The following is a 25,984-nucleotide window of genomic DNA, read 5'->3' as shown; positions in this document are numbered from 1 at the left end:
CCGCGGCTTTTGGCCTCCCCTGTGTGGTCTGGTCAGGCCATGTCCTGAACATGCGTTCGAAAACCCCTGCTCTTGCCCAATCCCGGAACCCGCGATAGGTCGTATTCCAGTTCCCGAACCCGGGCGGCACATCGCGCCACGGCGATCCGGTGCGCGCAATCCAGAACACCGCTTCCATGAACAGGCGCGGATCACTGCCAGTGCGCCCAGGATGCGCCTTGAGCCCAAGGCAATGCGGTTCCATCTTCGCCCATTGATGATCGCGGATAACAAATCTGCTCGTCTCCATTCAGACCTCCCTTTTGGAAGGTTGAATCAGAACTCACGCTAGTTGGGAATCCTGAATCTCAACAGACCCCAGAGCGACAGCACACCGCTGTTCGTTTTCTTCAGCGTGGATTTGCCATGCCCGTTGGGGCGGAAAAACCCGATGGATTCGCCCGGCGCCAGCGGCAGATCGATCGCGCTGAACACCTCGATCGGCTCGTACCCGCCCGAGAGTTAGCGCAGTTCCAACAGCGGCGCGGTCATGCGGCGGCCCTAGATAAGTCTCGATCACGACCAGGTCCTTGACCACATCGGCAAGCGGGCCCATCGCGATCATCCGGCGCTGATCCAGAACGAGCAGCCGGTCCCAGACCGCCATCAACAGCGACAGCAGATGTTCGACCAGCAGGATCGTGGTGCCCCGGCGCTGCAACGCCACGATCAAGAGCCGCATCCGCTCGATCTCCTCGACCGTGAGGCTGGATGCGGGCTCATCCAAAAGCAGCACCAGCGGGTCGAGCGCCAGGGCGCTTGCGATCATCACCAGCTTGCGCAGAGAGACAGGTAGTGTTCCGGCCTTCCATTTATGCAGAGTGGCTGGGAAACCGACAATTTCCGGCGCCCGCTCGGCGAGGGCCACCTTCTGGTCAAGGCGGCGTGCGCGTTTGGTCTGTTCGATGGTGACCAGCGCATTGTCGATGGCCGAAAGCTCGGCAAAGACGCTTTCGCGCTGGATGGTGCGCGCCACCCCGCGTTTGGCGATTTTGTTGGCAGGCAGCCGGTGGATCGGCGCCCCGTCGAACAGGACCACACCCTGGCTGGGTGAGAAGGGCACCCGGGTGATCGCATTGAACAGGGCGGATTTGCCGGACCCGTTCGGCCCGGCAATGCCCAGGATCTCGCCCCGCTCGACCTCGAAGCTCACCGCGTCGACGGCCCTGATCGCGCCAAAGCTTTTGGACAGTTCCGAGACGACGAGGATGGGATCGCGCGACATCGACGGGGATCTCTTAGGTGGACATCCAGGGCGGCAGCATGAACGCGCCACTGGCGTATTTGTCAGCTTCGATCCGCACGCGGTTGCCATCGTGGATCTGTCAGAACGACACGGGGATATGTTCGTTGCTTTGCAGGGCCACACGGGTTTCGGGGTCAAATTCCAGCAGACCCGCGACGGTATCGCGACTGATTTGACCGATGGCCGCGACCACGTCTTCGCGCATGGTCGGATCGCCCACCTGTTCCAGCGCTTCAAAATAGAAATGCGCCATCTCATAAAGCCCCACGCCCTAGGCGCCTGAGGTCACGCCGAACCGCTCTTCATAGGCGCGCATCAATGTCTGGCCGCGCGGCCAGCTGTCGCCGTCCCGGGGCGCGTTGATCAGGTCATAAAGTACACCGGTGGAGTGATCGCCGGTCAGGGCGATGAAGTCCGGGGCCGGTTGGGCGTATTGCAGAAAGACGAGCGAGTTGGTCGGTGTCTCCAGAAACTGGTTGAGAACGAGCGCGGAATTGCCCGGCAGGTAATCGGTGTTGATCACCAGATCGGGGTTGGCATCACGCACCTTGGCCAGGATCGCGCGCCAGTCGCCCACCTCGCCGAAGGGGGCCAGCTCATCGACCACGATGTCCCTCGCCCTCCTCAAAAAGAGGTCTTCATGCCTTCGGAAATCGTCTTGGAATAGGCGTTGTCGGACGAGATGATCGCGACCGTCTTGTCGCGCAGCGTGATCTCGCCGCAGTCCGCCAGCGCCTCGATCTTGCCCACCTCGGTCATGGCGCCGGTGGCGCTCAGGATCAGCCCCGCGGCAAGGCTCAGTTGGAGAGTTCTGCGTTGCATTTTCATGCCCCTTTCATTGCGAAAGAATGGCACGAAGTTGGACATACGGGGCATTTCGCTGTCTACTAGAAAATCTGACAGTATGCGCCGATCACACACATTGGGGCGCTTCCGTGAAGTGCGATGGCGATCCAAAATCATCAGTTCGGGACATGCTAGACTTTGGATGAGCTTGAATCCTCCATGCGGTCCCGCAGCCAGTCCCTGGGGGTAGAGCATTTTTTTCTATCTTCTTGTGCGCGGCGCATCGGCCCAGGGCAATCTTCTGTTGACGAATTAAGGCGATGACTGGCGCGCGCGATATGTGGAGAAATGCTATAGGCATTACGATCCGGTGATCGTGACATCCCAAACATCGCGCCTGCCGTTCTTTTGGGATCAAAAGTCGTTCCTGAGACCGTATCGGAAGACGCAGAAGCGCGTTTTTTACGAGGCGCGGGCGTTTGGCATCGCGGCAGGTTATTCGATCCCGGTGCGTGGGCCTAGCGATGATCTGGGAGTGTTTTCAGTTGTGGCCTCGCGAGACTGCGATCTGGTCGATGCAAGCCGGTCCGAGGGGAACGGCATTCTGATGACCGCGTTTCAGGCCGATGACCGCGCCATGATGCTGAGCGCAGCGGACCAGGCGACAGAACGGCTCCCTTCCTTGAGCCCGCGTGAGCTGGAATGCCTGAAATGGACCGCGGATGGAAAGACGAGCATCGAAATCGCGCGGATTCTGTCGATGTCGGCCGCGACGGTCAACTACCACCTGAACAAGCCTGTCGACAAACTGGCAGCCTCGAACCGCCACCACGCGGCAATCATCGCAATTCGCAACAAGCTGATGTGACAGGGTCGCCTTGCCTGCAAATACGGCGAGCGATGCGCCGATCCTTTCGGGTGCCATTGCCGACAGATGCCTCGGTGCCAGGTCAAGGTCGGCTGGGACGGAGGGGTCCACCGGCTTGGCTGCTCTACCCGGGCAGCCACAGGGCAGCTCGCAAGCACCGGGATCGCCGTGTTACAGGACCGACCGATCCACTACCGCCACACCGGGCAGGACAGAGTCGCTGGGATGGATGATTACCCGTTCTCCGACCTCCAGCCCGTCAAGCACGACAGCCATCTGTGTGCTGCGTCGGCCAATCGTGATTGGACGCAGTTGCGCGACACCGTCCTGTTCGACAAAGACCGCCCAATCGGCGCCTTGCCGAAACAGCGCGCTGACCGGGATTTGCAGGACATCCTCTGCCCGCCATTCCACGATCCGCAGAAAAACCGCAAAGCCATCGCCAAGGCCGGGCCGCTCGGCCACCGGTGTTGTCAGGGTGAAATAGGCGTCGACGCGCTGTTCCTCGATGCCCAGGGCCGAGACTTTGGTACGCGCGGTCGGATCAATCCGATCCAGCCGGGCCTCCAACATCCCATCGCCGCCCCATCGGTCCACATAGGCCAGCGCCCCGGGGGCAAGGCGCACCCCATCGCTGGACAATAGATCGGCCACCAGTTCCAGATCGGACGGATCGCCAACGCTCAGAAGCGGAGCGCCCGAGATCACGGGGCGCTGGCTGATGGTTTCGACAGACAGGACCACACCATCGGCAGGGGCGGTAATCTCGACGCAACACCCGGTGGGAGATTCCTCGGGCTGGCTGGGTGTCATCAGGCTGGCTTCGGCGCGGTCGATTGTGCCCAGCGCCATATCGATGCGCGCCTCTGCCGCCTCAACAGTGGCCTTGGCGATGGCAAGGCGCTGTGTTGCGTCTTCCAACTGTGTGAGCGAGGCCACATCGCGGTTAACCAATGCTTCGACCCGGTTGAACTGGGTTTGGGCAAACACGCGGTCCTCAAGCGCTTTGGTCAGATCGGCCTGGGCCACGCTGAGCGCGGCCTGTGCCTCTTGCAGCGTGCCTTCGGCCTGCATGCGCGTGCGCCGGTCCAGCAGGCTGGGGGCCACCGGCTCCACGATCGCGACCACGGTCTTGCCCGCCACGACGGGATCGCCGGCCTCCACCGGAGAGCGCAGCGCCATGCCGGTGATCGGCGAGGCGATCTCGTACAGGTTGCGCACCTTGGTTTCGCCGTCGGCGTTGATTGTCACCTCAAGGGTGCCGCGCTGGGCGGTGTGCAGATCGACCGCCACCGGCTCTTCGCGGAAGCTGACATAGGCAAGCCCAGCGACGATTGCGCCGCCTAGGCCGATAAGGATGAGGGTGCGGGGAGAGTAGGCCACAGGCATCATTCCCTTGTTTTCATGACAGAGACGAGATCCAGCCGGTCCAGGCGGCGGCGCACCACCATGGCCGATGCGAATGCGGCTGTCAGCACGATCAAGCTGGCCAACGCAAAAGTGTCGGCTTTCAGTACCAGCGGGATCGCGTAGAGATCGCTGGAAAACCCGCGTGTCATGGCCGCGGCCATCCACGCACCGATCAGCCAGCCCAGAGGCTGCGCCAAAAGCGTCAGCAGCATGGTTTCACCAACCAGAATATATGACACTTCGCCCCGGCCAAAGCCCAGAATGCGCAGGCTGGCCAACTCCCGGGCGCGCTCTGACAGCTGGATCCGTGCCCCGTTATAGGCCACGCCAACGGTGATCAGGATAGCGATCACGATATAGATCGTGTTCATCACCAAAATGTTCTCGCGAATGGTTTCCTGAAAGGCGGCGCGGTTTTCGTTCATCTGCACCAGCCCTGCCAATTGCGGCAGTCCTTTGAGGGCGGCGTGCAGCGCGTCCAGTTCGGCCTCGTCCAGCATCACGTTCGCGACCGTTATCTGTGGGGTCTGACGGAAAAGCGCGTTCAAATAGTCAAGATCCATGTAAGCCCCCAGCCCGAAATGCTGCTCGACCAGGCTGGTGACGGTCAGAGTATGGGTTTCGCGCCGACCGGACAGGAACGCGACCTCGACCCGATCTCCGGCTTGCAGGGCAAGTTGCCCGGCCAGCCGTTCGGACAGCAGAATGCCGCCCGGAGGCGCCGAGATCACCCGATCCTGGGCATCCAGAACACGGCTGAGACCGGTGTCCGGACGCCGCGCATCAATCGACACCCGCTTGGACAGATAGCCATTGCGCAGAATGGCTGTGTGATACTGCTGGCCTTCGGCCTGCATCACTCCGGGCAAGGTCAGCACGTGCGCAAGCGCTGTTTCGGGCACGTCCTCGGAAAAAAGCAGCGTCGCGTCCTGCCGGTTGGTCTGGAAAAACGCGGTGTCGATGATTTCATCCAGCGCATCGCTGATGAACATCGCCGCGATCACCGATGCCACGGCCAACGACAGCCCCAGAGAGGTGAGCAGGCTGCGCCCGGGCCAGCGCAGCAGACTGCGCAGGATCATGATCGTTGGCTGCGACAGCCGCAGACGCGCCATCAGACGATCAACGGCCGAGCGTTTGAACCGCGGAGGGGTCGGCGGCTGCATCGCAATGGCGGGCGGCAGGCTGGCGGCCTGCATCGCGCTGCGCGCCGCCCCCAGCGTGGTGGTCAGCAGGGCGGCCAGCCCGGCGGCCGCATAGACCCAGTAGGAGACGCGGAAGATCATGAAGGGAAAATCGAAGAACTGTGTGTATTGCAGGGCCATGGCATGGGCCAGCCAGGTGCCAAAGCCCCAACCGACCACGATGCCCACCATCGCGATCAGCCCGGCCAGCATCAGATAGTGCAGGCACACCTCGACATCGGAATATCCAATCGCCTTGAGCAGCCCGATCTCACTGCGCTCCAGTGCGATGATGCGCCCCATGACCATGCTGACCAGAAAGGCCGAGATACCGAAAAAGATCGGCGGCAAGACGGCTGCCATGCCCTTGAGCTGGCTGATCTCGGCATCGAGAAAACTGTCGGACGGGTGCAACTCCCGGCCATAGGCACCCAGCCCTCCATAGGGTTCGAGCAGATCGTCGAGCCGGTCGATCACATCGGCCTCGTTACTTCGGGCAGCCAGCACCAGTGAAACGTCGTTGAACGCCCCGGTCATGTCAAAGGCTGCCGCCGCTGCCCGTTCGGACATCCAGATGATCCCGAAATACGCGTCATCGGGCATCATCGCGCCGGGGCTTACGGTATAGATGAACTCGGGCGATAGGACCGCGCCGACAATGGTCAGTGTGCGCTTCTGACCGTTCAGGTTGGCGTCGAACGTATCGCCCGGTCCAAATCCGTTGGCAATGGCGAAGGGCTGGTTGACGATCACCTCATCGATGGCCATCGGGTCGGGCATCCGCCCCCAGCGCAGCAAGGGCACGTTCAGCACGGGTTGGGCATCGTCGGGGAATGACAGAACACGACCCACGGCGGTGCGCGGCTTTCCGGGCAGGTCCAGAATGGCCGAGCCCGAGATCCGTGCCTCGGCGGTCATCACGCCCTCGATCGCGGCAATCTCGCGCATCAGCCCCTCTGGCGCGCGTTTGGCGGTCGCAAAGACATCGGCGAACCGGTTGCGTTCGTAATAGGCCTCTCGGGTCTCGGTCAGGGCCTGATACATCCCCAATGACGTCAACAGGATCGTCACGCCGCAGGCCAGCACCAGCGCAATGGCCAGCGCCTGTGCCCAGAGGCGCTTGAAATCGCGCAGCAATTTGCGGTCAATCGCTTGCATGCCGTTCACCACTTGATCTCATGCGGGGCCAGGCGATGTTCGTTGATCTGCGTCTTGCTGATTTTGCCGTCCCGGAAGTAGATGACGCGATGCGCCATGCGCCGGATCTCGGCGTTGTGGGTAATAACGACCGTGGTCGTGCCGAACTGTTCGTTGATGCTCTGCAACACTTCGAGGACCTGAGTGCCCGTGGTGCTGTCGAGCGCGCCGGTCGGCTCATCGCACAGCAGGATCTCGGGACGTTTCGCAATCGCGCGGGCGATCGCGACCCGTTGCTGTTCGCCGCCCGACATCTCGGACGGGAAATGGTCCATCCGTTTGCCCAGTCCCACCAGTTCCAGCGCCTCGGCGGCGGGCATGGGGTCGCGCGCCACATCGGTCACAAGCTGGACATTTTCGCGTGCCGTGAGGCTGGGAACAAGATTGTAGAACTGAAACACGAACCCCACATGGTCGCGCCGATACTGGGTCAGACCGCGGCTCGACATATTCGTCAATTCGGTCTCGCCAAACCAGACCCGTCCGTCTGTTGCGTGATCAAGCCCGCCGAGGATATTGAGCAAGGTGGATTTGCCGCTGCCCGAAGGGCCCAGCAGAACCGTCAGTTCGCTTGCATAGAGCTCCAGATCAACCCCGGCGAGGGCATAGACCTTGACCTCTCCGGTGTCATAGACCTTGGTCACGCCTTCGGTCCGGAAAATGATCTTTGGCATCTGATGTCCCGTTGGGCCGTGTCAGTCGCATCGGTCTGGTTCCTTGCGGATCTTAGTCAGACAGGCGCATTGTCCGTGCAAGACGCTTTGAGCGTTTGGGCGAAATCGGCGATCAATTGCCGTCTGCTGCCCGCGTCCTCGTTCTTGTTGGACAGGGTTGCCATGGCGGTGAGCGACCGGCCCAGATCGGCTTCGGCGGTGCTATAGGCCTTGTGCGGAGGAGAGTGGGCATCGCAGGTCAGAAACAGGCCAACACGTGTTGGCAGATCGCTGCGCTTGGCCAGTATATGCCGAAGCGGGGTTGCAGGATATGAAGTCCAGATCGGCCCGCAAAGACCCACAGCCCCATAGTCGGACAGTGATGGAATGTCGTTTTGCGGAGCCGGATGGTTCAGCCAGAGGCTGTCATAGCCCGCCCGCATAAACCCCAGGATGGCCATGTCATAGCGCGGAACCAGAAGCTCGAAAAGCGGCCCCCCGAGCGATTGCGCGAGGTCCTGTGCCACGCTGCGGGAATGGCCACTGCGGGAATAAAAGACAGTTGCGATTTGATCGGCTGGCGAGGGGTCGGCGGACTGGGGCATTTCGCTTCTCACGCAATGGGGGCGGACAGTGTCGGGATGTACCGGGATTTGTCCGAGGGCGTCTTGATAAAAATCAACCAATCTCGCGGGGCTGCGATCCCGGGCGATGCTCGCTCAGAGCCGGTTGCGGCGGCCACACCGATCCACCCTGTCAGTTCTGTCATATCTCTGGAATGATCCGGCCTGCCCGAAATAAAGACAGCCCCGGTCCGTGGACCGGGGCCGCTCTCATCTTTTGAGTGTTGCCCGTGCCGACACGGCCCCTGAACGATGCGCTTGCTATCGCCCGAACCCGGCTACATCGGGCAGCCATGTGGCAATCGGCGGGAACACGAACACCAATGCAAGACCGATCAGCATCAGTCCCGCATAGGGTGCCGACCCGCTGATGACTTGCGACAGTGGTGCCTTGGCAATGCCCTTGATCACAAAAAGGTTCATCCCCACCGGCGGCGTGATCAGCGCCATTTCCAGATTGATCATCAGGAGGATCCCGTACCAGATCGGGTCGATGCCCAGCGCCAGCATCACCGGAAACACGATCGGCGTGGTGATCAGGATGATGGAGATCGTCTCCAGGAACATCCCCAGAACCAGGATCAGCGCCATCACCGCCAGCACGAATTGGGTGGGCGTCATGCCCAGCGCGGCAACTGCCTCCACAATCTCGATGGGCAACCGGATGATCGTCACCGCGTGGCCGAACAGTGCGGCCGCCGCCAGGATCATGAACAGCATCGCGGTGGTGCGCACCGTGTCGAGAGCGGTCATCCACAGATCGCGCCAGCCAAAGTTGCGATAGACCAGAACCGCGATCACCAGTGCATAAAGACAACCGATAGAGGCGGCCTCGGTGGCGGTGAACACGCCCAGATAGATCCCGCCCAGCACCACGGGGGGCATCAGCAGCGCCCAGATCGATTGACGCGCGCGGGCCCAGACGACGCCCATCCCCTCCCAGGGTTTGCGCGCGACGGTGGCGCCGAAGCCCGCGCTGACCATCGCCCAGCCCGCAAAGATCAGCGCCATCATCACGCCGGGGATCAAACCGGCCAGAAACAGCGCGCCAATCGAGGCTTCGGTCACGATGGCATACAGGATCAGCGGCCCCGAAGGTGGGATCAGAATGCCCAACGTGCCACCGGCCGCGATCACGCCATAGGAATAGCTGGGGCGATAGTTGAACCGCTTCATCTGCGGAATGGCCGTGGACCCGATGGTCAAGGCCGTTGCCACGGACGAGCCGGAGATCGCGGCAAAGATCGTACAGGACAGGATCGTGGCCACACCAAGCCCGCCGCGCAGATGACCGACCATCGCGTTCGCCGCATTGTAGAGGTCCTCGACCACCCGCGCGCGGATCATCACATGCGCCATGAATGCAAACATCGGGATCGCCGTGAGCAGCCCGTTATTGAGCTTGGCAAAGACGGTGTCGGCAGCACTGTTGACGCTGCCTTCGGTCAGCAGCATCAGGATCAGAGACGCAAGGCCCAGCCCGGCAAAGATAGGCACGCCGGTCAGCAGGATCAGGATCAGCCCGCCCAGGATCAGAAATGTCATCATCCCGCGGGATCCGTCAATAAGCTGGTCATTCGGGCCAAGGCGGCCAGGATCAGGATCACCATACCAACCAGCAAAGCCGATTGCGGTATCCACATGGCCACGCCAAGATATCCGTTGGAATAGATCCCGAAATCATAGGAAAACCGCACCATCAAGACCGCGCTATAGACAATCGCGGAGGCCACGCAGATCACTGCGATCAACCCCCAGATACCGATCCATTTCTTGGCGCGCCCCTGCGCGCGGGTGGTCAGCAGGTCGACGCCGAAATGCTCGTCCCGCAGCAGGACCTCACCGGCCCCCAGCGCCACCATCGCCACAACCAGAAACCCGTTCAGCTCGTCGGTGATCGTGACCGGCGTGCCCAGCACATAGCGCATGAAGACGCTGTAGCTGACCACGCTGAACACGACCAGCACCATCAGGGTCGCCGCGGCCGCACCGGCGCCAGTCACCCAGCGCACGGCCTTTTCCACCCCCGAGACATGGCGCGTCCCGGAGGCGGCGTGGTCATCAGAGAGCTTGACGCTCACCCTGAAATTCCGTCGACAAGACCAAGCAGCTTGACCCCATCCTCTCCGGTGGCCTCTCCAAAGGCTTCGTCAAAGGCCGGCCCCATCAGAGCCTGCCATTCGGCCTGTTCCTCGGGGGTCTGGATATGGACGTTCATGCCCTTCTCGGCCAGTTGATCCGGCGCCGAGGCAGAGGCCTCCTCGGAGGCGACGACGGCCCATTGCGCGGCCTTCGCACCGGCCTCGTCAATGGCGGCTTTCTGGCTGTCGGTCAGCCCGTTGTACCAGGCCGGGTTGAGGTAGCCGTGAAAGAATACACTAAAGAGCGGCATGACATTGGCCTGATCCTGCACCTCGTAGTATTTGCGCGAATAGGCGGCGGCCACATCGGTCATGCCGGCGTCGATGACGCCGGTTGAGAGCGCCTCATAGACCTTGGAGCCGGACATTGCCGAAGGGGCGGCCCCCATCGCCACCAGGAACGAATCCGCCACCGGGTTCAGCCCGCGGATCTTGACGCCTTCGAAATCGGGCTGGTTGATCAGTGGCGCCCCGTTGGACGTGATCGCCGTCATCCGCGTGGTAAACAGCCAGACCGCGTTGTGAACGCCTTTCTCCAGCAGCTTTTCATTCAGAAACGCGGCTGCGGCACTGTCGGGCCAGGCGGCAAGCGTTTCGAGATCGGTTACGGCATAGGGTTTGAGCGTGACATTCATCAGCGGCAGCGTCTTGCCCCATTGCGGGTTGATCGAAAAGGCGCATTCGATGTTGCCCTTGGCGACCGAAACGATGTTTTCGCGCGCGCCGACAAGGCTGTTGGCGCCAAAGACCTGCACGTCGATCTCGCCGCCCGACAGCGTCTCGATCTCGGCCGCCCAGCGGTCGATGACCTTGGCGATATGGTGCGCGGGCGGCAGTTGGTGGCTGCACCGCATTTCCTCGGCAGCCAATGCGGGCGTGGCAAGCCCTGCGGCCAGGGCCGCGCCGTAAATCAGATGTTTCATGGTATCCTCCCATTTTGGTTATTGCGGTCTTGTCCCGGAACGGATCCGGGTCTCGTTGGTGACTGTCACATCGTCGGGATCGGTCCTGCGCGCGCAACGGCGCCAAAAAGCTGCTCGTTGGGCATGGCACTCTTCAGCACGTCCCGGACAGCGATCAGTTTTTCCAGATCGATGCCGGTGTCGACCCCCTTTGTCTGGGCCAGAAAGGCAAGGTCTTCGAGCACGACGTTGCCGGTGGCACCGGGGGCAAAGGGGCACCCGCCCAAGCCTCCAAGCGATCCGTCCAGCACCTGGCAGCCCGCGTCCAACGCGGCCGACGCATTGGCAATGCCCAGACCGCGCGTATCATGCAGATGGATGCAGAGCGGCACCGGACCGCACAGGGCACGCGCCTGTGCTGTCAGCGCGCCAACCGCATCGGGCCCTGCAAACCCCACCGTATCGGCCAGCCCGATCACGTCCGCTCCGGCCTCCAGACAGCTCTCCACCAGATCGAGCACGTCATGCGGCAGCACCGTGCCGCTGATCGAGCATCCAAACGCCATCGCAATCCCGACCGAGATCAGCGGCCCGTCCGCCGCGCGGGCGCGGTCTGCCATTCGGATCAGCGCGACCGCGTCATCCTGGCTGCGCCGCTGGTTGGCTTGCGAATGCGCCTGTGTGGCCGAAACGACCAGTGCGATTTCATGGACACCCGCCTGCAAAGCGTCGTGCACACCACGCTCGTTCAGGGCCAGCGCGATGCTGTGGGCGCCGGGCAACGTGCCAATCGTTTGGGCAAGCTCGGCGACATCGGCAAACTGTGGGAAGCGGCTGGCGGGTAGGAAGGAGCCGACCTCGAAATGCCGGACGCCTGCCGCGTGCTCGCGCGTCACCCAATCGCGCTTTGCGGTCGTGTCGGGCCAGACCTCGACCATTTGCAGCCCGTCGCGCAGGCCAACCTCGCGCAGGGTGAGGCGGCCTTGGGGGTATATCTGTGCCGCACGGGTCATGCAGGTGTCCGCAAAGGCGTGCAGGCAGCGATCTCGTCCGGGGCCAGGCCGACGCTGGCCAGCACTGCGGCGGTATCCGCGCCCACGCCCGAGACATCGCCCGCGGGCGGGTTGGCCGCACCGTCCACCTCGAAGGGGAGGGAAGGCGCGCGAAACGTGCCGTTTCCATCAATGGCGGAGGTGTCAAGCCCGCCGTCCCGCGCCACATGTGGATCGTCGAACATGTCACCGGGTTTGGAGATGGGAGAGAACGGAATGCCATGTGCCTCAAACAGGGCGGTCAGGTCCTCTGCGGTCCGTGCGCCGATCGCTTCGGCAAAGATCGGAATGGTCCAGGAGCGTGCCGCGATCTGAGCCTTGCGCCCCTGAAGGCGCGGGTCATCGCGCAGATTTTCCAGGCCCAGAAGGCCGGTGATGGTATGCCATTGCCCGTCCGTGACAGCCGACACAAAGATCTGCTGGCCCGAGGCTGTCTGAAACACGTCATAGACCGGCCAGGAAAAATCGCGCGCGGGCATCGGCGGCGGGTTCACCCCGTCAAGGTCGAATTGCACCATATGTTGCGCAACCAGGAGCAGGCAGTTCTCAAAAAGCCCCACCCGAATCGTGCGGCCTTCGCCGGTGGTTTGCCGTTCCAGCAATGCGGCCAGAACCGAGAACGCGCCAAAAAGACCGCCCATGATGTCGTTGGCCGAGGATCCCACCCGCAAGGGCCGCCCCGGCGGGCCGGTCATATAGGCAAGCCCGGTCATCATCTGCACGACCTCGTCAAGCGCTGTGCGATCCTGATAGGGCCCGCTCAGAAACCCCTTGCAGCCACTGATGATCAGACGCGGATAGCGTGTGCGCAACGCCTCCAGATCCAGCCCCATATCGGCGAGCGAGGCATCGCGGAAGTTCTCGACCAGCACATCGGCGGAGGCCAAGAGGCGGTGCAGGGCCGCACGCCCATCCGGCGTTGCGGTGTCCAGGCAGACCGACTTCTTTCCGCGGTTAAAGAGCGGATGCATCGGACGCCCCATCCCCTGAAGATAGCGTGTTTTGTCGCCGCCCGGCGGTTCGACCTTGATCACTTCGGCCCCCAGCAGCGCCAGGAACATGCCGCAGGCCGGCCCCATGATCATGTGGCTCAGTTCGATGACGCGAACGCCGTCGAGCGGACGAAATTCAGGGTTGGACATGTGCGCTCCTGTTGGTGGGGCACACGATACGCGTTGGCATGATATCAGAAAATAACAATGATTGTTGATCTATGTCTTAAAATCCTCAAAGCTCATGCGATGAATGATCGTCACCTGGCCTGTTTCGCCGCCATCTATGAAGAGGGGACATTGTCGGTTGCTGCCGAACGGTTGCGCCTGTCGGTGTCGTCCCTCAGCCTGCATCTGGGAAATCTCGAAGCGCAGCTGGGTACGCAGCTTTTTCGCAGACACCGGCGGGGGATGGAGCCGACCGCAGCGGGCCAGCGGTTTTATGGCCATGTCCGCACCATCCTGGCGGCGATGTCGGATGCCCAAGACGACATGCAGGCCGCCATCAACCGGGTGACGGGATCGGTCTCTGTGGTGATGGCCGGTTCGGCCATTCGCGCCATCGGGTTCGATCTGGTGCAGCGGGTGTGCCGGGACTATCCCGACTTGCGCCTGACTTTGACCGAAAGCCTGTCTGGCGCCGCCCTCGACGATCTGCACAATGGCCGCGCGGATCTTGCGGTGGCCTTCAATCCGATCGCAAGTCCGGACATTCGCATCACGCCGGTTCTGGACGAGGAACTGGTGCTGGTCGGTCAGGTCTCGATCATCGGCGACAGTCCCGAGCCGATCAGCTTTGACGAGGTTCTGAACTATCCCCTGGTATTGCTGCAACAGGGCCTCTCTGCCCGCGCGCTGACCCGCGACACGCGCCTCCTCAAACGCCTGGAGGCCAAGGCGCGGCTGCAGGTGAACTCCATCCGCACCATCGGCGAAAGCCTGTGTGCAGGGTTGGGTGCGACGGTCGGCACACGGCTGATCATGGCCGAGGAACTGGCCAGCGGCACCCTGCATGCGCGCCCGATCATCCGCCCGGATCTGGACCGCACGTTGTGTGTTATCGAAAGCACGGCGCGGCGCCCCAGCTTCGCGTTGGAGCATATGCGGGATCTGGTGTTGGATCTGCTCGAGGCCAGTGTCCGCGAAGGCCGTTGGCAGGCGCGTCTGATCGAGGAGCGCTAGGCCCGCCGGACGTCGTGCATCCGGTGAGCGCGTCACAGGTCTTGGAAAGACCGCACCGGCGCAGGTGCCGCCAGGGTCGGTCTGGCGAAAGGGTTCAGCTGAATGAGAACCCGGTGATCAACTGTCGCAGGCCAAGGGCCGCCCCGGCAAAGATTGATGCAAAGACTATCGGTGCGTTCAGCGTCAGGAGCGAAAAGGCCGAGATCCCCTGGCCGATGGTGCATCCAATTGCCAACACCGCACCGAAGCCCATGAAGATGGCGCCCAGCACCTGCCGCCTCAGCTCACGCGGGTCCTCGCAGGCCTCCCAGCGGAAATGCCCTTTGATCAAGCTGCCGATAAAGGCCCCGGCCAGAACTCCGGTAACCGATCCAACCCCAAAGGTCAGGCCGCCACCGCTCGACGTCATCAGAAACAACAGGGTTTCGCCCAGAGGCGCGGTAAAGCTGTGGCTGTTGACCGCAAGGCTGCTGAAGCCGGTATCGGCGACCCACTGTGTCCCAGCCCATCCGCTGATAATTGCACAGCCGACCACCGTCCCCCAAAAAACCATTTTGGGGTTGTTCAGAAATGGACGTGACCACAGCGCAAAGCCAGTGATGGCCGCGCTGATCAACAGCCCGATCCAGACCGGTGAAATGCCTGTCGCACGGCTGACCAGCTGGGGATAGCTGCGCAGATCTGTGGGAACTTCGGTCATCGACAGGCCCGCGATGCGCGGCTGTGCCAATGGACCCGACAGCATGACATAGGCGCTGATCCCCATCACCAGGACGATCACAAACGAGCGCAGATCGCCACCTCCGATGCGCGCGAGCGCCCCGAAACCGCAATTGCCCGCCAGCGACATACCATAGCCGAACATGAGCCCGCCCAGAATGCCGAATGTGGGGGACCAGGGTGACAGATGATAGATCGTCTGCGCCGGATCCAGCGCGCCGACGGCCACCAGGCCGAACGATCCCAGGCCCGCCAGCCCGATTGCCAACACCCACATCCGCAAGCGCAACGCACTGCCCTGATAGAGGACATCTTCGATCGCACCCAGCGTGCAGAAGCGTCCAAGCCGCGCCGCAAGACCGAGACTCACGCCGCCACCCAGACCGATCAGGGCCAAAAGCCCCGCATCCGACAAACCAAACAGCATATGCTCCTCCCGTATGTCTACGGGCCTGGTCGAGCGGCTAGCTGCCTTTGCAGAACAGGTCGTAGACCAGATCGAGTATCTGAATGGCGCGCTCGTCTGTCAAACTGTAATAAATCACCTTGCCATCCCGGCGCGGCGCGACCAGCCCTTCGCTGCGCAGGCGCGACAGCTGTTGCGAAACCGCCGCCTGGCGCGCCGACAGCAGCTCTTCCAGTTCGGTCACCGATTTTTCGCCGGTTGCAAGATGACACAGGATCATCAAACGCCCCTCGTGGCTGATCGCTTTGAGAAAGTTGGACGCGCTGCACGCATTCTCCATCATCCGCTCAATCTCGGCGTCGGACATGTCCTTGGTGATGACGGGAAGTGACATTTCAGGTCGGCTATCTAGCAATTTCGGGCCCTCTTAACCTCTGGGTCGGTATTTGGCAATTTGTGCTAGGTACGGCGCAGCCCGATGGTCGAATCTGCGCCTAAGTATCAGACTCCCTGGCGGCTGAGTGTTCATTTAATAACTTGCCAAGCAAAAACCAGAAAAATTCGTCGCCTGCATAGCCTTCGATACGGCCCAGTTCGGCACCCTGGTCGATCAGAACGAAGGTCGGTGTAAAAACCGGGCGCGAGGCAAAGGCGATGTCGTCAGGCAAGGCACGCAGATCGACCCGCCGCAGAGGCGCACGTTTGCCGTCCTCGGTCTTGGGATAAATATGGGCAAGTTCCTCGTCCCATTTTGCGCACCAGTGGCATCCATCCTGCTCGACCATCACAAGTTCGAGGGGCATTGCGGCCACAGGGAAAACCCCGATCAGAAGGGCGGCAAAGAGATGTTTCATGGGTATCCCAATTGACGGATCACTTAAACATATAATAACTTGAATATGTAATCTGCACAAGCGCCGGGACGATCCAGCATGTTCGATGTCACCTTGTTTGGCGCTTTTTTGGGCGGTTTGATCGTCTTTTTCTCGCCGTGTGTGCTGCCGATCGTGCCGTTCTACCTCAGTTACATGGCCGGTGCCTCGATGTCCGAGATCAGCGCCGATGGTACGCTTGCGCCGGGGGTACGCAGGCGGGCGTTTCTGGCCTCGGTCCTGTTTTCGCTGGGCATCATAACGGTCTTTGTCCTGCTGGGCGCGGCGGCCTTTGGGCTGAGCCAGAGTTTCCGGGGCGCGCAGACCGAGTTTCGCCTGTTTGCCGCAATTGTCGTCTTTGTGATGGGGCTGCATTTTCTGGGGATCATCCGCATCGGCTTTCTGAACCGGGCGTTCCAGATGGAAGCGGGTGACACGCAGAACATGTCCGTTTTGGGTGCATATGTCGTGGGCCTTGCCTTTGCGGCGGGGTGGACGCCTTGTGTGGGTGGTGTGCTGACCGCAGTGGTGTTTACCGCCAGCACCGAGGCCACCGCCCTGCGCGGTCTGGTGCTGCTATTGGTCTTTGGCGTCGCGATGACGGCGCCCTTTGTCGTGGCATCGCTTTTCATCGGCCCGTTCCTGAGATTCGCGGCCCGGTTTCGCCGCCACCTGCCCAAGGTCGAAAAAGCCATGGGTCTGCTCTTGATCCTGTTTGCGGGGCTGATCGCCACCGACAGCGTCAACCACATCGCGCAATGGATGCTCGAGACTTTTCCTGCATTTCAGAACATCTAGGGAGATCGCCAGATGAAACGCCTTTTGATCCTGCTGTCCTTGATCGCCATGCCTGCCTTCGGGGCCGAGCTGGGCGATGACGGGCTGCACAAGACCGACTGGATGCGCGACACGTTCAAGGATTTGTCCGAGGATCTGGCCGAAGCCAATGCCGAGGGCAAGCGGCTGGTCCTGATGATCGAGCAGCGCGGCTGCATCTACTGCACGAAGATGCACGAGGAGGTGTTCCCGCGCGCCGATATCGCCAGCTATATCCGCGACAACTTCTTTGTCGTGCAGATCAACCTGCATGGCGATACCGAGATCACCGACTTCGATGGTGAGACCCTGAGCGAGAAGCAGGCGGCACGCAAATGGGGTCTGCTGTTTACGCCTTCGATTCTGTTCCTGCCCGAAGAGGTCGCGGAGGGTGCCACTGTGCAGACCGCAGCCGTGGCGCTGATGCCCGGGGCGTTCGGCGCGGGCACCACGCTGGATATGTTCACTTGGGTCAATGAAAAACGCTATGCACTTGATTCGGATGAAGATTTTCAGCGTTACCATGCCCGCCGCATCCAGGAGCGCGCGGATGGGTCCACAGATTAGGTGCGACACAAATTCATTTATTCGAATTTGTCCTTGCTCGATAACATTTCTGTGTCCTAAAGTATGCCGAACATTGAATGTGTTGGGAGGACACATGGAACGCACATTTCTCGCTATTTTTGCCCTCACCGCATCGACGATCAGCCTCGGGGCTGAAGAGATCGCGCCGACCGCTGTTACCTTTGTCGATGGCAGTATCGAGACCTCGCTGACCGGCATGCCCGGTGACCCGGTCAAGGGACGTGACATCGTCAGTGACAAAAGCCTGGGCAACTGCGTGGCTTGCCACGAGGTGACCGATCTGGCCGATGTGCCGTTTCACGGCAATATCGGCCCGATGCTGGATGGCGCGGGCGAGCGGTGGAGCGAGGCGGAGCTGCGCGGCATCGTCGCCAACGCCAAAATCATGTTCGAGGACAGCATGATGCCGTCCTTTTACAAAACCGAAGGCTTTATCCGACCCGGCAACGCCTATACCGGCAAGGCCGCCGACGAGACGTTCGGCCCGCTTCTGAGCGCGCAGCAAATCGAAGATGTGGTGGCCTATCTGGTCACGCTGACAGAATACTAACCCCTGACCGGATTAACGGAGGTTCACGTATGGAACTGACACGACGCAATGCAATTGTGATGGGCGCCGCCGCCATTCTGGCCGCGAGCCTTCCTGTGCGCGGCAACGCAGCCGCAGGCGACCTGATCGCCGCCTTCACCGGCGGTGCAGAGGTTGGCACGGGCGACATCAGACTGATCGCGCCCGAGATCGCCGAGAACGGCAACACCGTTCCGATTGAGGTGTCCTCGGACACGGCAGTCGAAATCATGGTGCTGGCCATGGGCAACCCGACACCCAATGTCGCGACGTTCAAGTTCGGCAAACTGGCCGCTTCGCGCGCCGCCTCCACCCGGATCCGCCTTGCTGGAACCCAGGACGTGGTCGCAATCGCCAAGCTCGAAGACGGCTCGTTCGTTCAGACCGCATCGACGGTCAAGGTCACAATCGGCGGCTGCGGCGGCTAATCAGGAGAGACGACTATGGCAAAAGGTGTAAAACCCCGCGTTAAAGTGCCCAAGACCGCTGCGGCTGGAGACACGATCACGATCAAGACGTTGATCAGTCACAAGATGGAGTCCGGTCAGCGCAAGGATGACGAGGGCAATGTCATCCCCCGGTCGATCATCAATCGCTTTACCTGCGATTTCAACGGCGAGAACGTTATTGACGTGACGATGGAGCCTGCGATTTCCACCAACCCCTATCTGGAGTTCGAGGCGCTGGTGCCCGAAGCCGGTGAGTTCACATTCACCTGGTATGACGATGACGGCTCGATCTACGAAACCGCAAAGAAAATCGCGGTAGAATAATCTGCCGGTCTTGGGAGGGACATCTATGAGAAAGCTGACTGGCGCCCTGCTGGCAAGTGCCATCGCCGCCACGCCTGTGATGGCGGATCCGGTGGATGACACGCTGATACTGAATGAAGAGATCACCTTGGTAACCCGCACGGAGGCCCCTGAACATGTGGCCGATGTGTTGGGCGAGATTATCTCGGGCTGGCACTTTCGCGGCACCGAAACCAGGGCGATGCAGGCCGATGATTTCGACAATCCCGGCATGATCTTTGTCGAACAGGCCGAAGAGGTCTGGAACACGGCCGAAGGATCCGAAGGCAAGTCCTGCGCCAGTTGTCATGGAGCGTCCGAGGACATGGCGGGTGTCCGTCCGGTCTATCCCAAATGGAATGAGGCCGCAGGAGAGGTCCGCACCCTTGAGATGCAGATCAACGACTGCCGCGAGAACCAGATGGGCGCCGATAAGTGGAAATACACCGGCGGCGATATGGTCAACATGACGGCACTTATCGCTTCTGTCTCACGCGGGATGCCGGTGAATGTCGCGATTGACGGGCCTGCGCAATCCACCTGGGAGGCGGGGAAGGAGCTTTACTATACCCGGACCGGCCAGTTGGAGATGGCGTGCTCGTCCTGTCACGAGGCGAATTACGGCAACATGATACGGGCAGATCATCTCAGCCAGGGCCACATCAACGGCTTCCCGACTTACCGGCTCAAGAACACCAAGCTGAACGCGGTACATGCGCGGTTCAAGGGCTGCGTGCGCGATACGCGGGCCGAGACCTTCTCGCCCGGCAGCCCGGAATTCGTCGCGCTTGAGCTCTATGTCGCGTCGCGCGGCAACGGGCTGGCTGTCGAAGGCCCCTCTGTCCGAAACTGAACCAAAGGACCCCGCACGTGACCCGTGCGGGGTTTTCTTTTCGCAACACATTCAGGAAGATGCATATGATATCGCGGCGCGATTTTCTCCAGACCAGCATGGCGGCCAGCGCGATTTTGGGAGCCTCGGGTTTTGGGAAATGGGGTCGGCTTGCGGCGCAGCAGGCCGTGACGCAAGACCAGCTCTTGCAGTTCGAGGCTTTCGGGAATGTCTCGCTGATCCATATCACCGACATTCACGCCCAGCTCAAACCGATCTATTTTCGCGAACCGTCGATCAACATCGGTGTGGGCCCCAACAAAGGCGCGGTGCCCCATATCACAGGCGCGGAATTTCGCAGGATGTATGGCATCGAAGACGGGTCTTATGCCCATTACGCCCTGTCTTCGGGGGATTTCGAGGCCCTGGCGCGCGGCTATGGACGGGTCGGTGGTCTTGACCGTGTGGCCACCGTGATCAATCAGATCCGCTCTGAAAGGCCTGATGCCTTGCTGCTGGATGGCGGGGATACCTGGCATGGCAGCTACACCTGCTACCAGACCCAGGGGCAGGACATGGTCGATGTCATGAACGCCCTCAAGCCCGACGCGATGACGTTCCATTGGGAATTCACGCTGGGCTCCGAGCGTGTGAACGAGATTGTCGAAGGGTTGCCCTTTGCCGCGCTGGGCCAGAACATCTTTGACGCGGAATGGGACGAACCGGCCGAGCTGTTCCCGCCCTACAAGTTCTTTGAACGGGGCAGCGCCAAGATTGCCGTTATCGGTCAGGCGTTCCCCTATATGCCGATCGCCAACCCTGGCTGGATGTTCCCCGAATACGCCTTTGGCATTCGCGACGAGCATATGCAGGAAATCGTGGACAAGGTGCGCGGACAAGGCGCGGACCTGGTTGTCGTGCTCAGCCACAATGGCTTTGATGTGGACAAGAAAATGGCGAGCATCGTCAGCGGCATTGACGTGATCCTGTCGGGTCACACCCACGATGCCCTGCCCGAGCCGGTGTTGGTGGGCGAGACGATCATCGTGGCATCCGGCTCGAATGGTAAATTCGTGTCGCGTGTGGATCTGGATGTGCGCAACGGCCGGATGATGGGCTTTCGCCACAAGCTGATCCCGATCCTGTCGGATGTGATCGCGCCCGACCCAGAGGTCAGCGCGGTGATCGACGGCGTCCGCGCCCCGTTTGAAGAGGCGCTGGGCGAGGTGATCGGCAAGACCGACAGCCTGCTGTACCGGCGCGGCAATTTTAACGGAACCTGGGACGATCTGATCTGCGACGCGCTGATATCCGAGCGGGAGGCGGACATCGCGCTCAGCCCCGGTGTGCGTTGGGGGCCATCCATTCTGCCTGGGCAGGACATCACCCGTGAGGACATCTGGAACGTCACCTCGATGACCTATGGGCAGGCCTATCGCACCGAGATGACAGGGGAGTTCCTGCATGTCGTGCTGGAGGACGTGGCCGACAATCTCTTCAATCCCGATCCCTATTACCAGCAGGGCGGCGACATGGTGCGCACCGGAGGGCTGGGATACCGCATCGACATCACCCAGCCCCAGGGCAGTCGCATCACCGATATGACGCTTCTCAGATCCGGCGAGAGCATCGACCCGGCCAAAACGTATCAGATCGCAGGCTGGGCCTCGGTCAATGAAGGCACCGAAGGGCCACAGATCTGGGACGTGGTGGAAAACCACATTCGCAAGCAAGGCACGGTCTCCGTGCCGCAGAACGACAGCGTGACAGTCGTGGGCGCCTGATCGGCCCCTGACAGAAAGGCAAAGGCATGACAGACGACAAGACTTCCCCCTCACGGCGCGCGTTCCTCAAAGGGGCCGCCATGACCGGTGCGGGGCTGGCGGCGGGCCAGGCCGCGGCCGCCACACCCGATCCGTTGATCACCGAGGTTCAGCCCTGGGCCAGCGGTCTGGGCGACGGTGTGGATGCAACACCGTATGGGCTGCCCATCGAACATGAAGCCGACGTGATCCGCCGCAATGTCGAATGGCTGACCGCTGACACCATCAGTTCGATCAATTTCACGCCGATCCACGCGCTGGATGGCACGATCACCCCGCAAGGCTGCGCGTTCGAGCGGCACCATTCCGGCGCGATTGAATTGCGCAAGGAAGATTATCGTCTGATGATCAACGGGCTGGTGGACCGGCCATTGGTCTTCTCCTATGCCGATCTGGAACGATTCCCGCGCCAAAACCACGTCTATTTCTGCGAATGCGCCGCCAATACGGGCATGGAATGGGCGGGGGCGCAGCTCAACGGGGCGCAGTTCACCCATGGCATGATCCACAATATGGAATATACCGGCGTACCGCTGCGCATGATCCTTGAAGAGGCGGGCCTTGGGGCGGCAGGCGATCTTGCTGACAAATGGGTCTATGTGGAGGGCGCCGATGCCTCCTCCAACGGGCGCTCCATCCCTATGGAAAAGGCGCTCGATGACGTTCTGGTCGCGTTCAAGGCCAATGGCGAGGCGCTGCGCAAGGAACATGGCTATCCCGTTCGCCTGGTTGTTCCGGGCTGGGAAGGCAACATGTGGATCAAGTGGCTGCGCCGGGTCGAGATAATGGACGGTCCCGTGGAGAGCCGCGAAGAAACCTCGAAATACACAGATACGCTGGCTGATGGCATCAGCCGGAAATGGACCTGGGAGATGGATGCGAAATCGGTGATTACCTCGCCCAGCCCGCAGGCGCCAATCACCCACGGGACCGGCCCTTTGGTCATCTCTGGGTTGGCGTGGTCAGGTCACGGGGCGATCACGCGGGTCGATGTGTCCAAGGATGGGGGCAAGAGCTGGGAGACCGCGCGGCTGGCCAAGCCCGGCGAGAAGATGGCGCTTACACGGTTCTACCTCGATACCGAATGGGACGGCCAGGAGATGCTTCTGCAATCCCGTGCCATTGATGAGACAGGGTATGTCCAGCCCACCAAGGCGCAGCTGCGTGAGGTGCGTGGCCTCAACTCCATCTATCACAACAACTGCATCCAGACATGGTGGGTGCGCCCGAACGGGGAGGCGGAAAATGTCGAAGTATCTTAAGGTCGCAACCGCGCTTGTCCTTCTCGGCTCACCGGCATTCGCCGATGGGTTCGGCCTCGGCCGTGTGGCCTTGCCCGAGGAAATTGCGGCCTGGGATCTGGACGTGAGCCCGGACGGCACCGGCCTGCCGCCGGGATCGGGCGACGTACTGACCGGCGAAGAGGTCTTTGCCGACAAATGCGCCGTCTGCCACGGCGATTTTGCCGAAGGCGTGGACAACTGGCCCAAACTGGCCGGGGGGTGGGACACGCTGGCCGACGACGATCCGCTCAAGACTGTAGGCAGCTACTGGCCGTATCTGTCGACCAGCTGGGATTACATCAACAGGTCGATGCCGTTCGGCGATGCACAATCGCTGACCGCTGACGAGGTCTATGCCATTGTGGCCTATATCCTCTATTCCAACGATCTGGTGGATGAGGATTTCGTGCTGTCGGATGAGACCTTCACCGCCTTCGAGATGCCCAATCAGGACGGGTTCATCATCGACGACCGGATCGAGACCGAGTACTCCCAGTGGGTGCGCGAGCCGTGCATGGAAAACTGCAAGGATAGCGTAGAGGTGACCATGCGCGCCATGGTGCTGGATGTCACCCCACAGGAAGAGGTCGAAGCCAGCGCCCCGGTCGCAGCGGCGGCCCCCGCCCCGGCAGTGGCCGAAGCGGTGCAGGTTGTCGCGCTGGATCCCGCGTTGATCGAACAGGGCGAGAAGGTCTTTCGCAAATGCAAGGCCTGCCACCAGATCGGCGACGGGGCCAAGAACCGCTCGGGCCCGATCCTGACCGGAATCCTGGGCAGCCCCGCGGGCGTCGTAGAAGGCTTTAGATATTCCAAAGCGCTGATGGAGATGGCCGAAGACGGCTTGGTTTGGGACGAGGAGAGCCTTCACGCTTTCCTGGCCAGGCCCAAATCTTTCATGAAAGGCACCAAGATGACGTTTGCGGGCCTGCGCAGCGAGGATGATCTTGATGCCATCACCGCCTATCTGGCGAGCTTTGCGGAGTAATGGCCCGATTGCCGATCCTCCCCGCTGCACTGGCCGCGATCTGTGTGGCCGGTGCGGCATGGGCAGAAGAGATCGGAGATGCTGAAAAGGGGGCGGACCTGTTTTCTACCTGTATAGGGTGTCATGAGGTCGGCGCGGGCGCGCGCGATCGCATCGGGCCCCACCTCAATGGCATCTTCGGCCGCCGCGCGGCGGCGCATGACGGATATCCCTATTCCAGATCCATGCAGCGGGCGGGCGATGACGGTTTGACCTGGACCTTTGAAACGCTTGATGCCTACATCGAAAATCCGCGCGCGCTGGTCTCCAAGACGCGGATGAGCTTTCGCGGGTTGAAAGACCCTCGGGATCGCGCCGACATTCTGGCCTATCTCCGCGACTTTTCCGACAATCCGTCCGACGTGCCCGAAGCGGAACCGACCGCCCGCGCGACCGATCACGATCTGGACCCCGCAATCCTGGCGATCCAGGGCGACCCTGAATATGGCGAGTATCTCTCAAGCGAATGTCTGACATGCCACCTGCCCGATGGAGGTGCCGAGGGTATCCCGTCGATCACGCGTTGGCCGGTCGAGGATTTCGTCGTGGCCATGCATGCCTATAAACGCAAGTTACGGCCCCATCCGGTGATGCAGATGATGGCCGGTCGGCTGAATGACGAAGAGATTGCGGCGCTCGCCGCTTACTTCAGGGACCTTGATTAACAAGGTCCCTTTTTCTTTGGGAGGAGAACGAAAATGACATTGAATAGACGCTTGTTCATGGGCGCGGGCGCTGCGGCCGCCGCGACGCTCAAGGCGCCCGTCCTGTTGGCCGAAGGGCATGGAAAACCCAACGTAGTTGTCGTGGGCGGCGGCGCGGGCGGGGCAACGGCGGCCCGCTATCTGGCAAAAGACAGTGACGGGGCGATCAACGTCACCCTGATCGAGCCCTCGCGCACCTATTTCACCTGCTTTTTCTCGAACCTCTATATCGGCGGGTTCAAAGAGATCGACGATCTGGGCCACAATTACGGCACGCTGGCCGCCAAGTATGGGATCAACGTCGTGCATGACTGGGCGGTGGATGTGGACCGAGAGGCCAAGACGGTCAGCCTCGCCGGCGGTGGAAGCCTGCCATATGACAAGCTGATCCTCAGCCCGGGTATCGATTTCATAGGCGGGTCGGTCGAAGGCTGGGATCTGAGCGCGCAGAACGCCATGCCGCATGCCTATAAGGGCGGATCCCAGGCCGAGTTGCTCAGGGCGCAGATCCTGAACATGCCCGAAGGTGGCACCTTTGCGATGGTGGCTCCGCCGAACCCGTTCCGTTGCCCGCCGGGACCGTATGAGCGGATCTCGATGGTCGCGCATGCGCTCAAGGCGAGTAATCCGACGGCCAAGATCATCGTCGCGGATCCCAAGGAGAAATTCTCCAAGATGGCGCTCTTTCAAGAGGGGTGGGCCAACCATTACGAGGGCATGATCGACTGGATCGGGTCGGATTTCGGCGGTGGCAACGTGTCGGTTGATCCCGCGGCGATGACGGTCAGCATTGATGGCGAGGTGACACAGGTCGATGCCTGCAACGTCATTCCTGCGATGAAAGCCGGTCGCATCGCCGAGATGGCGGGTGTGACGGATGGCAACTGGGCCCCGGTGAACGCCGCTGACATGAGCACCAAGGCGGATCCCGACGTCTATGTTCTGGGCGATGCGAGCCAACAGGGCGACATGCCGAAATCCGGCTTTTCGGCCAACAGCCAGGCCAAGGTCTGCGCAAATGCGGTGCGTGGGGCGCTGACAGGCTCGCGGGTGTTCCCGGCCAAGTTCTCCAACACGTGCTGGTCGCTGATCGACACCAATGACGGGGTCAAGGTTGGCGCCACCTATGAGGCGACGGAGGAAAAGATTGCCAAGGTCGACGGGTTCATCTCTTCGACGGGTGAAAGCAGCGATGTGCGCCGTGCGACCTATGAGGAATCCGAAGGCTGGTATGCCGGTATCACGGCGGACATGTTCAGCTAATCAATGGGCTCGGGCCTGA

Annotated in this window: 29 protein-coding genes and 2 pseudogenes; 14 read left to right on the top strand and 17 right to left on the bottom strand. The window is 61.4% G+C overall.

Going from position 1 to position 25,984, the window contains the following annotated elements; genetic code table 11:
• From HEP69_RS16405 to HEP69_RS16385, 5 genes and pseudogenes are all read right to left on the bottom strand, one after another.
• Positions 1-211 (bottom strand): annotated as a pseudogene (locus HEP69_RS16405) (transposase); the annotation flags it as partial.
• 111 nt (positions 212-322) lie between these two features.
• Complete coding sequence (locus HEP69_RS16400) at positions 323-1,264, bottom strand: ATP-binding cassette domain-containing protein (RefSeq protein ID WP_290559603.1); 942 nt, start codon at positions 1,262-1,264, stop codon at positions 323-325.
• A 100-nt stretch (positions 1,265-1,364) separates the two neighbouring features.
• The gene (locus HEP69_RS16395; RefSeq protein ID WP_290559602.1) at positions 1,365-1,538 is read right to left on the bottom strand and encodes a hypothetical protein; all 174 of its coding nucleotides are present in this window, start codon (positions 1,536-1,538) and stop codon (positions 1,365-1,367) included.
• 18 nt (positions 1,539-1,556) lie between these two features.
• Positions 1,557-1,892, bottom strand: a complete 336-nt coding sequence (locus tag HEP69_RS16390; RefSeq protein WP_290559601.1) for a hypothetical protein — start codon at positions 1,890-1,892, stop codon at positions 1,557-1,559.
• A gap of 17 nt (positions 1,893-1,909) precedes the next feature.
• Positions 1,910-2,107 carry a hypothetical protein gene (locus HEP69_RS16385; RefSeq protein WP_290559600.1) on the bottom strand — a complete coding sequence of 66 codons (198 nt, stop codon included), beginning with the start codon at positions 2,105-2,107 and terminating at the stop codon, positions 1,910-1,912.
• 295 nt (positions 2,108-2,402) lie between these two features.
• Between HEP69_RS16385 and HEP69_RS16380 the strand changes: the two are divergent.
• Positions 2,403-2,627 (top strand): annotated as a pseudogene (locus HEP69_RS16380) (autoinducer binding domain-containing protein); the annotation flags it as partial.
• Between the two features lie 51 nt (positions 2,628-2,678).
• Complete coding sequence (locus tag HEP69_RS16375) at positions 2,679-2,939, top strand: helix-turn-helix domain-containing protein (RefSeq protein ID WP_366111534.1); 261 nt, start codon at positions 2,679-2,681, stop codon at positions 2,937-2,939.
• A 171-nt stretch (positions 2,940-3,110) separates the two neighbouring features.
• On the opposite strand, the gene HEP69_RS16370 is transcribed toward HEP69_RS16375, so the two are convergent.
• The 9 genes from HEP69_RS16370 to HEP69_RS16330 all read right to left on the bottom strand — a co-directional run bounded on the left by HEP69_RS16370 (position 3,111) and on the right by HEP69_RS16330 (position 13,243).
• Entirely contained in the window at positions 3,111-4,328 is a 1,218-nt protein-coding gene (locus tag HEP69_RS16370; RefSeq protein ID WP_290559605.1) for an HlyD family efflux transporter periplasmic adaptor subunit, read from the bottom strand.
• On the bottom strand, positions 4,328-6,691 hold the full coding sequence (locus HEP69_RS16365) for an FtsX-like permease family protein (RefSeq protein WP_290559599.1): 2,364 nt from the start codon (positions 6,689-6,691) through the stop codon (positions 4,328-4,330). The genes HEP69_RS16370 and HEP69_RS16365 overlap by 1 nt, the downstream gene beginning before the upstream one ends.
• A 5-nt stretch (positions 6,692-6,696) precedes the next feature.
• Positions 6,697-7,404 (bottom strand): ABC transporter ATP-binding protein, encoded by a 708-nt coding sequence (locus HEP69_RS16360; protein WP_290559598.1) that lies wholly within the window; start codon positions 7,402-7,404, stop codon positions 6,697-6,699.
• Between the two features lie 56 nt (positions 7,405-7,460).
• Entirely contained in the window at positions 7,461-7,988 is a 528-nt protein-coding gene (locus HEP69_RS16355) for a hypothetical protein (protein WP_290559597.1), read from the bottom strand.
• A 279-nt stretch (positions 7,989-8,267) separates the two neighbouring features.
• Complete coding sequence (locus HEP69_RS16350) at positions 8,268-9,554, bottom strand: TRAP transporter large permease subunit (protein ID WP_290559596.1); 1,287 nt, start codon at positions 9,552-9,554, stop codon at positions 8,268-8,270.
• Positions 9,551-10,087 carry a TRAP transporter small permease gene (locus HEP69_RS16345; protein WP_290559595.1) on the bottom strand — a complete coding sequence of 179 codons (537 nt, stop codon included), beginning with the start codon at positions 10,085-10,087 and terminating at the stop codon, positions 9,551-9,553. Before HEP69_RS16345 ends, HEP69_RS16350 begins: the two co-directional genes overlap by 4 nt.
• A complete protein-coding gene (gene dctP, locus HEP69_RS16340) occupies positions 10,084-11,070 on the bottom strand; it encodes a TRAP transporter substrate-binding protein DctP (protein WP_290559594.1) in 987 nt (328 codons plus the stop codon). The genes HEP69_RS16345 and dctP overlap by 4 nt, the downstream gene beginning before the upstream one ends.
• Before the next feature lie 65 nt (positions 11,071-11,135).
• Positions 11,136-12,062, bottom strand: a complete 927-nt coding sequence (locus HEP69_RS16335) for a hydroxymethylglutaryl-CoA lyase (RefSeq protein ID WP_290559593.1) — start codon at positions 12,060-12,062, stop codon at positions 11,136-11,138.
• Positions 12,059-13,243 (bottom strand): CaiB/BaiF CoA-transferase family protein, encoded by a 1,185-nt coding sequence (locus HEP69_RS16330; protein ID WP_290559592.1) that lies wholly within the window; start codon positions 13,241-13,243, stop codon positions 12,059-12,061. The genes HEP69_RS16335 and HEP69_RS16330 overlap by 4 nt, the downstream gene beginning before the upstream one ends.
• A 99-nt stretch (positions 13,244-13,342) precedes the next feature.
• Between HEP69_RS16330 and HEP69_RS16325 the strand changes: the two genes are divergently transcribed.
• Positions 13,343-14,275: a LysR substrate-binding domain-containing protein gene (locus tag HEP69_RS16325; RefSeq protein WP_290559591.1), complete on the top strand. Its 933-nt coding sequence runs from the start codon at positions 13,343-13,345 to the stop codon at positions 14,273-14,275.
• A 94-nt stretch (positions 14,276-14,369) separates the two neighbouring features.
• On the opposite strand, the gene HEP69_RS16320 is transcribed toward HEP69_RS16325, so the two are convergent.
• From HEP69_RS16320 to HEP69_RS16310, 3 genes are all read right to left on the bottom strand, one after another.
• Positions 14,370-15,422: a YeeE/YedE family protein gene (locus HEP69_RS16320; protein WP_290559590.1), complete on the bottom strand. Its 1,053-nt coding sequence runs from the start codon at positions 15,420-15,422 to the stop codon at positions 14,370-14,372.
• A 37-nt stretch (positions 15,423-15,459) separates the two neighbouring features.
• Positions 15,460-15,795: a metalloregulator ArsR/SmtB family transcription factor gene (locus HEP69_RS16315; protein WP_290559589.1), complete on the bottom strand. Its 336-nt coding sequence runs from the start codon at positions 15,793-15,795 to the stop codon at positions 15,460-15,462.
• Positions 15,796-15,895: 100 nt separating this feature from the next.
• On the bottom strand, positions 15,896-16,255 hold the full coding sequence (locus tag HEP69_RS16310; protein ID WP_290559588.1) for a hypothetical protein: 360 nt from the start codon (positions 16,253-16,255) through the stop codon (positions 15,896-15,898).
• 78 nt (positions 16,256-16,333) lie between these two features.
• On the opposite strand from HEP69_RS16310, the gene HEP69_RS16305 reads away from it, so the two are divergent.
• From HEP69_RS16305 to HEP69_RS16255, 11 genes are all read left to right on the top strand, one after another.
• Positions 16,334-17,071 (top strand): cytochrome c biogenesis protein CcdA, encoded by a 738-nt coding sequence (locus HEP69_RS16305; protein WP_290559587.1) that lies wholly within the window; start codon positions 16,334-16,336, stop codon positions 17,069-17,071.
• A 12-nt stretch (positions 17,072-17,083) separates the two neighbouring features.
• Complete coding sequence (locus HEP69_RS16300; protein WP_290559586.1) at positions 17,084-17,656, top strand: thioredoxin family protein; 573 nt, start codon at positions 17,084-17,086, stop codon at positions 17,654-17,656.
• Between the two features lie 94 nt (positions 17,657-17,750).
• Positions 17,751-18,227 carry a sulfur oxidation c-type cytochrome SoxX gene (soxX, locus tag HEP69_RS16295; protein WP_290559585.1) on the top strand — a complete coding sequence of 159 codons (477 nt, stop codon included), beginning with the start codon at positions 17,751-17,753 and terminating at the stop codon, positions 18,225-18,227.
• A gap of 29 nt (positions 18,228-18,256) precedes the next feature.
• Entirely contained in the window at positions 18,257-18,673 is a 417-nt protein-coding gene (gene soxY / locus HEP69_RS16290) for a thiosulfate oxidation carrier protein SoxY (RefSeq protein WP_290559584.1), read from the top strand.
• A 15-nt stretch (positions 18,674-18,688) separates the two neighbouring features.
• Positions 18,689-19,018 (top strand): thiosulfate oxidation carrier complex protein SoxZ, encoded by a 330-nt coding sequence (soxZ, locus tag HEP69_RS16285; protein WP_290559583.1) that lies wholly within the window; start codon positions 18,689-18,691, stop codon positions 19,016-19,018.
• Between the two features lie 25 nt (positions 19,019-19,043).
• Positions 19,044-19,889 carry a sulfur oxidation c-type cytochrome SoxA gene (gene soxA / locus HEP69_RS16280; protein WP_290559582.1) on the top strand — a complete coding sequence of 282 codons (846 nt, stop codon included), beginning with the start codon at positions 19,044-19,046 and terminating at the stop codon, positions 19,887-19,889.
• A 65-nt stretch (positions 19,890-19,954) separates the two neighbouring features.
• Positions 19,955-21,652, top strand: a complete 1,698-nt coding sequence (soxB, locus tag HEP69_RS16275; protein WP_290559604.1) for a thiosulfohydrolase SoxB — start codon at positions 19,955-19,957, stop codon at positions 21,650-21,652.
• 26 nt (positions 21,653-21,678) lie between these two features.
• Positions 21,679-22,953, top strand: coding sequence for a sulfite dehydrogenase (gene soxC, locus HEP69_RS16270; protein WP_290559581.1), 1,275 nt, complete (start codon positions 21,679-21,681; stop codon positions 22,951-22,953).
• On the top strand, positions 22,937-23,959 hold the full coding sequence (locus HEP69_RS16265; RefSeq protein WP_290559580.1) for a c-type cytochrome: 1,023 nt from the start codon (positions 22,937-22,939) through the stop codon (positions 23,957-23,959). Before soxC ends, HEP69_RS16265 begins: the two co-directional genes overlap by 17 nt.
• Positions 23,959-24,663 (top strand): c-type cytochrome, encoded by a 705-nt coding sequence (locus tag HEP69_RS16260; protein WP_290559579.1) that lies wholly within the window; start codon positions 23,959-23,961, stop codon positions 24,661-24,663. Before HEP69_RS16265 ends, HEP69_RS16260 begins: the two co-directional genes overlap by 1 nt.
• A gap of 33 nt (positions 24,664-24,696) precedes the next feature.
• Entirely contained in the window at positions 24,697-25,965 is a 1,269-nt protein-coding gene (locus tag HEP69_RS16255) for an NAD(P)/FAD-dependent oxidoreductase (protein WP_290559578.1), read from the top strand.
• The last annotated feature ends 19 nt before the right edge of the window (positions 25,966-25,984 follow it).

Source organism: Aestuariivita sp., assembly GCF_021404545.1.
Taxonomy (GTDB): domain Bacteria; phylum Pseudomonadota; class Alphaproteobacteria; order Rhodobacterales; family Rhodobacteraceae; genus Aestuariivita.
Note: the sequence above shows the minus strand (reverse complement) of the source record. Positions and strands in the feature narration are given on the sequence as shown.

Excerpts from the sequence above, each read along its gene's own strand:
- HEP69_RS16400 (WP_290559603.1), bottom strand. The coding sequence starts at position 1,264 with ATGTCGCGCGATCCCATCCTCGTCGTCTCGGAACTGTCCAAAAGCTTT.
- HEP69_RS16395 (WP_290559602.1), bottom strand. The coding sequence starts at position 1,538 with ATGGCGCATTTCTATTTTGAAGCGCTGGAACAGGTGGGCGATCCGACC.
- HEP69_RS16385 (WP_290559600.1), bottom strand. The coding sequence starts at position 2,107 with ATGCAACGCAGAACTCTCCAACTGAGCCTTGCCGCGGGGCTGATCCTG.
- HEP69_RS16375 (WP_366111534.1), top strand. The coding sequence starts at position 2,679 with ATGACCGCGTTTCAGGCCGATGACCGCGCCATGATGCTGAGCGCAGCG.
- HEP69_RS16370 (WP_290559605.1), bottom strand. The coding sequence starts at position 4,328 with ATGCCTGTGGCCTACTCTCCCCGCACCCTCATCCTTATCGGCCTAGGC.
- HEP69_RS16365 (WP_290559599.1), bottom strand. The coding sequence starts at position 6,691 with ATGCAAGCGATTGACCGCAAATTGCTGCGCGATTTCAAGCGCCTCTGG.
- HEP69_RS16360 (WP_290559598.1), bottom strand. The coding sequence starts at position 7,404 with ATGCCAAAGATCATTTTCCGGACCGAAGGCGTGACCAAGGTCTATGAC.
- HEP69_RS16355 (WP_290559597.1), bottom strand. The coding sequence starts at position 7,988 with ATGCCCCAGTCCGCCGACCCCTCGCCAGCCGATCAAATCGCAACTGTC.
- HEP69_RS16350 (WP_290559596.1), bottom strand. The coding sequence starts at position 9,554 with ATGATGACATTTCTGATCCTGGGCGGGCTGATCCTGATCCTGCTGACC.
- dctP (WP_290559594.1), bottom strand. The coding sequence starts at position 11,070 with ATGAAACATCTGATTTACGGCGCGGCCCTGGCCGCAGGGCTTGCCACG.
- HEP69_RS16335 (WP_290559593.1), bottom strand. The coding sequence starts at position 12,062 with ATGACCCGTGCGGCACAGATATACCCCCAAGGCCGCCTCACCCTGCGC.
- HEP69_RS16330 (WP_290559592.1), bottom strand. The coding sequence starts at position 13,243 with ATGTCCAACCCTGAATTTCGTCCGCTCGACGGCGTTCGCGTCATCGAA.
- HEP69_RS16325 (WP_290559591.1), top strand. The coding sequence starts at position 13,343 with ATGAATGATCGTCACCTGGCCTGTTTCGCCGCCATCTATGAAGAGGGG.
- HEP69_RS16320 (WP_290559590.1), bottom strand. The coding sequence starts at position 15,422 with ATGCTGTTTGGTTTGTCGGATGCGGGGCTTTTGGCCCTGATCGGTCTG.
- HEP69_RS16315 (WP_290559589.1), bottom strand. The coding sequence starts at position 15,795 with ATGTCACTTCCCGTCATCACCAAGGACATGTCCGACGCCGAGATTGAG.
- HEP69_RS16310 (WP_290559588.1), bottom strand. The coding sequence starts at position 16,255 with ATGAAACATCTCTTTGCCGCCCTTCTGATCGGGGTTTTCCCTGTGGCC.
- HEP69_RS16305 (WP_290559587.1), top strand. The coding sequence starts at position 16,334 with ATGTTCGATGTCACCTTGTTTGGCGCTTTTTTGGGCGGTTTGATCGTC.
- HEP69_RS16300 (WP_290559586.1), top strand. The coding sequence starts at position 17,084 with ATGAAACGCCTTTTGATCCTGCTGTCCTTGATCGCCATGCCTGCCTTC.
- soxX (WP_290559585.1), top strand. The coding sequence starts at position 17,751 with ATGGAACGCACATTTCTCGCTATTTTTGCCCTCACCGCATCGACGATC.
- soxY (WP_290559584.1), top strand. The coding sequence starts at position 18,257 with ATGGAACTGACACGACGCAATGCAATTGTGATGGGCGCCGCCGCCATT.
- soxZ (WP_290559583.1), top strand. The coding sequence starts at position 18,689 with ATGGCAAAAGGTGTAAAACCCCGCGTTAAAGTGCCCAAGACCGCTGCG.
- soxA (WP_290559582.1), top strand. The coding sequence starts at position 19,044 with ATGAGAAAGCTGACTGGCGCCCTGCTGGCAAGTGCCATCGCCGCCACG.
- soxB (WP_290559604.1), top strand. The coding sequence starts at position 19,955 with ATGATATCGCGGCGCGATTTTCTCCAGACCAGCATGGCGGCCAGCGCG.
- soxC (WP_290559581.1), top strand. The coding sequence starts at position 21,679 with ATGACAGACGACAAGACTTCCCCCTCACGGCGCGCGTTCCTCAAAGGG.
- HEP69_RS16265 (WP_290559580.1), top strand. The coding sequence starts at position 22,937 with ATGTCGAAGTATCTTAAGGTCGCAACCGCGCTTGTCCTTCTCGGCTCA.
- HEP69_RS16260 (WP_290559579.1), top strand. The coding sequence starts at position 23,959 with ATGGCCCGATTGCCGATCCTCCCCGCTGCACTGGCCGCGATCTGTGTG.
- HEP69_RS16255 (WP_290559578.1), top strand. The coding sequence starts at position 24,697 with ATGACATTGAATAGACGCTTGTTCATGGGCGCGGGCGCTGCGGCCGCC.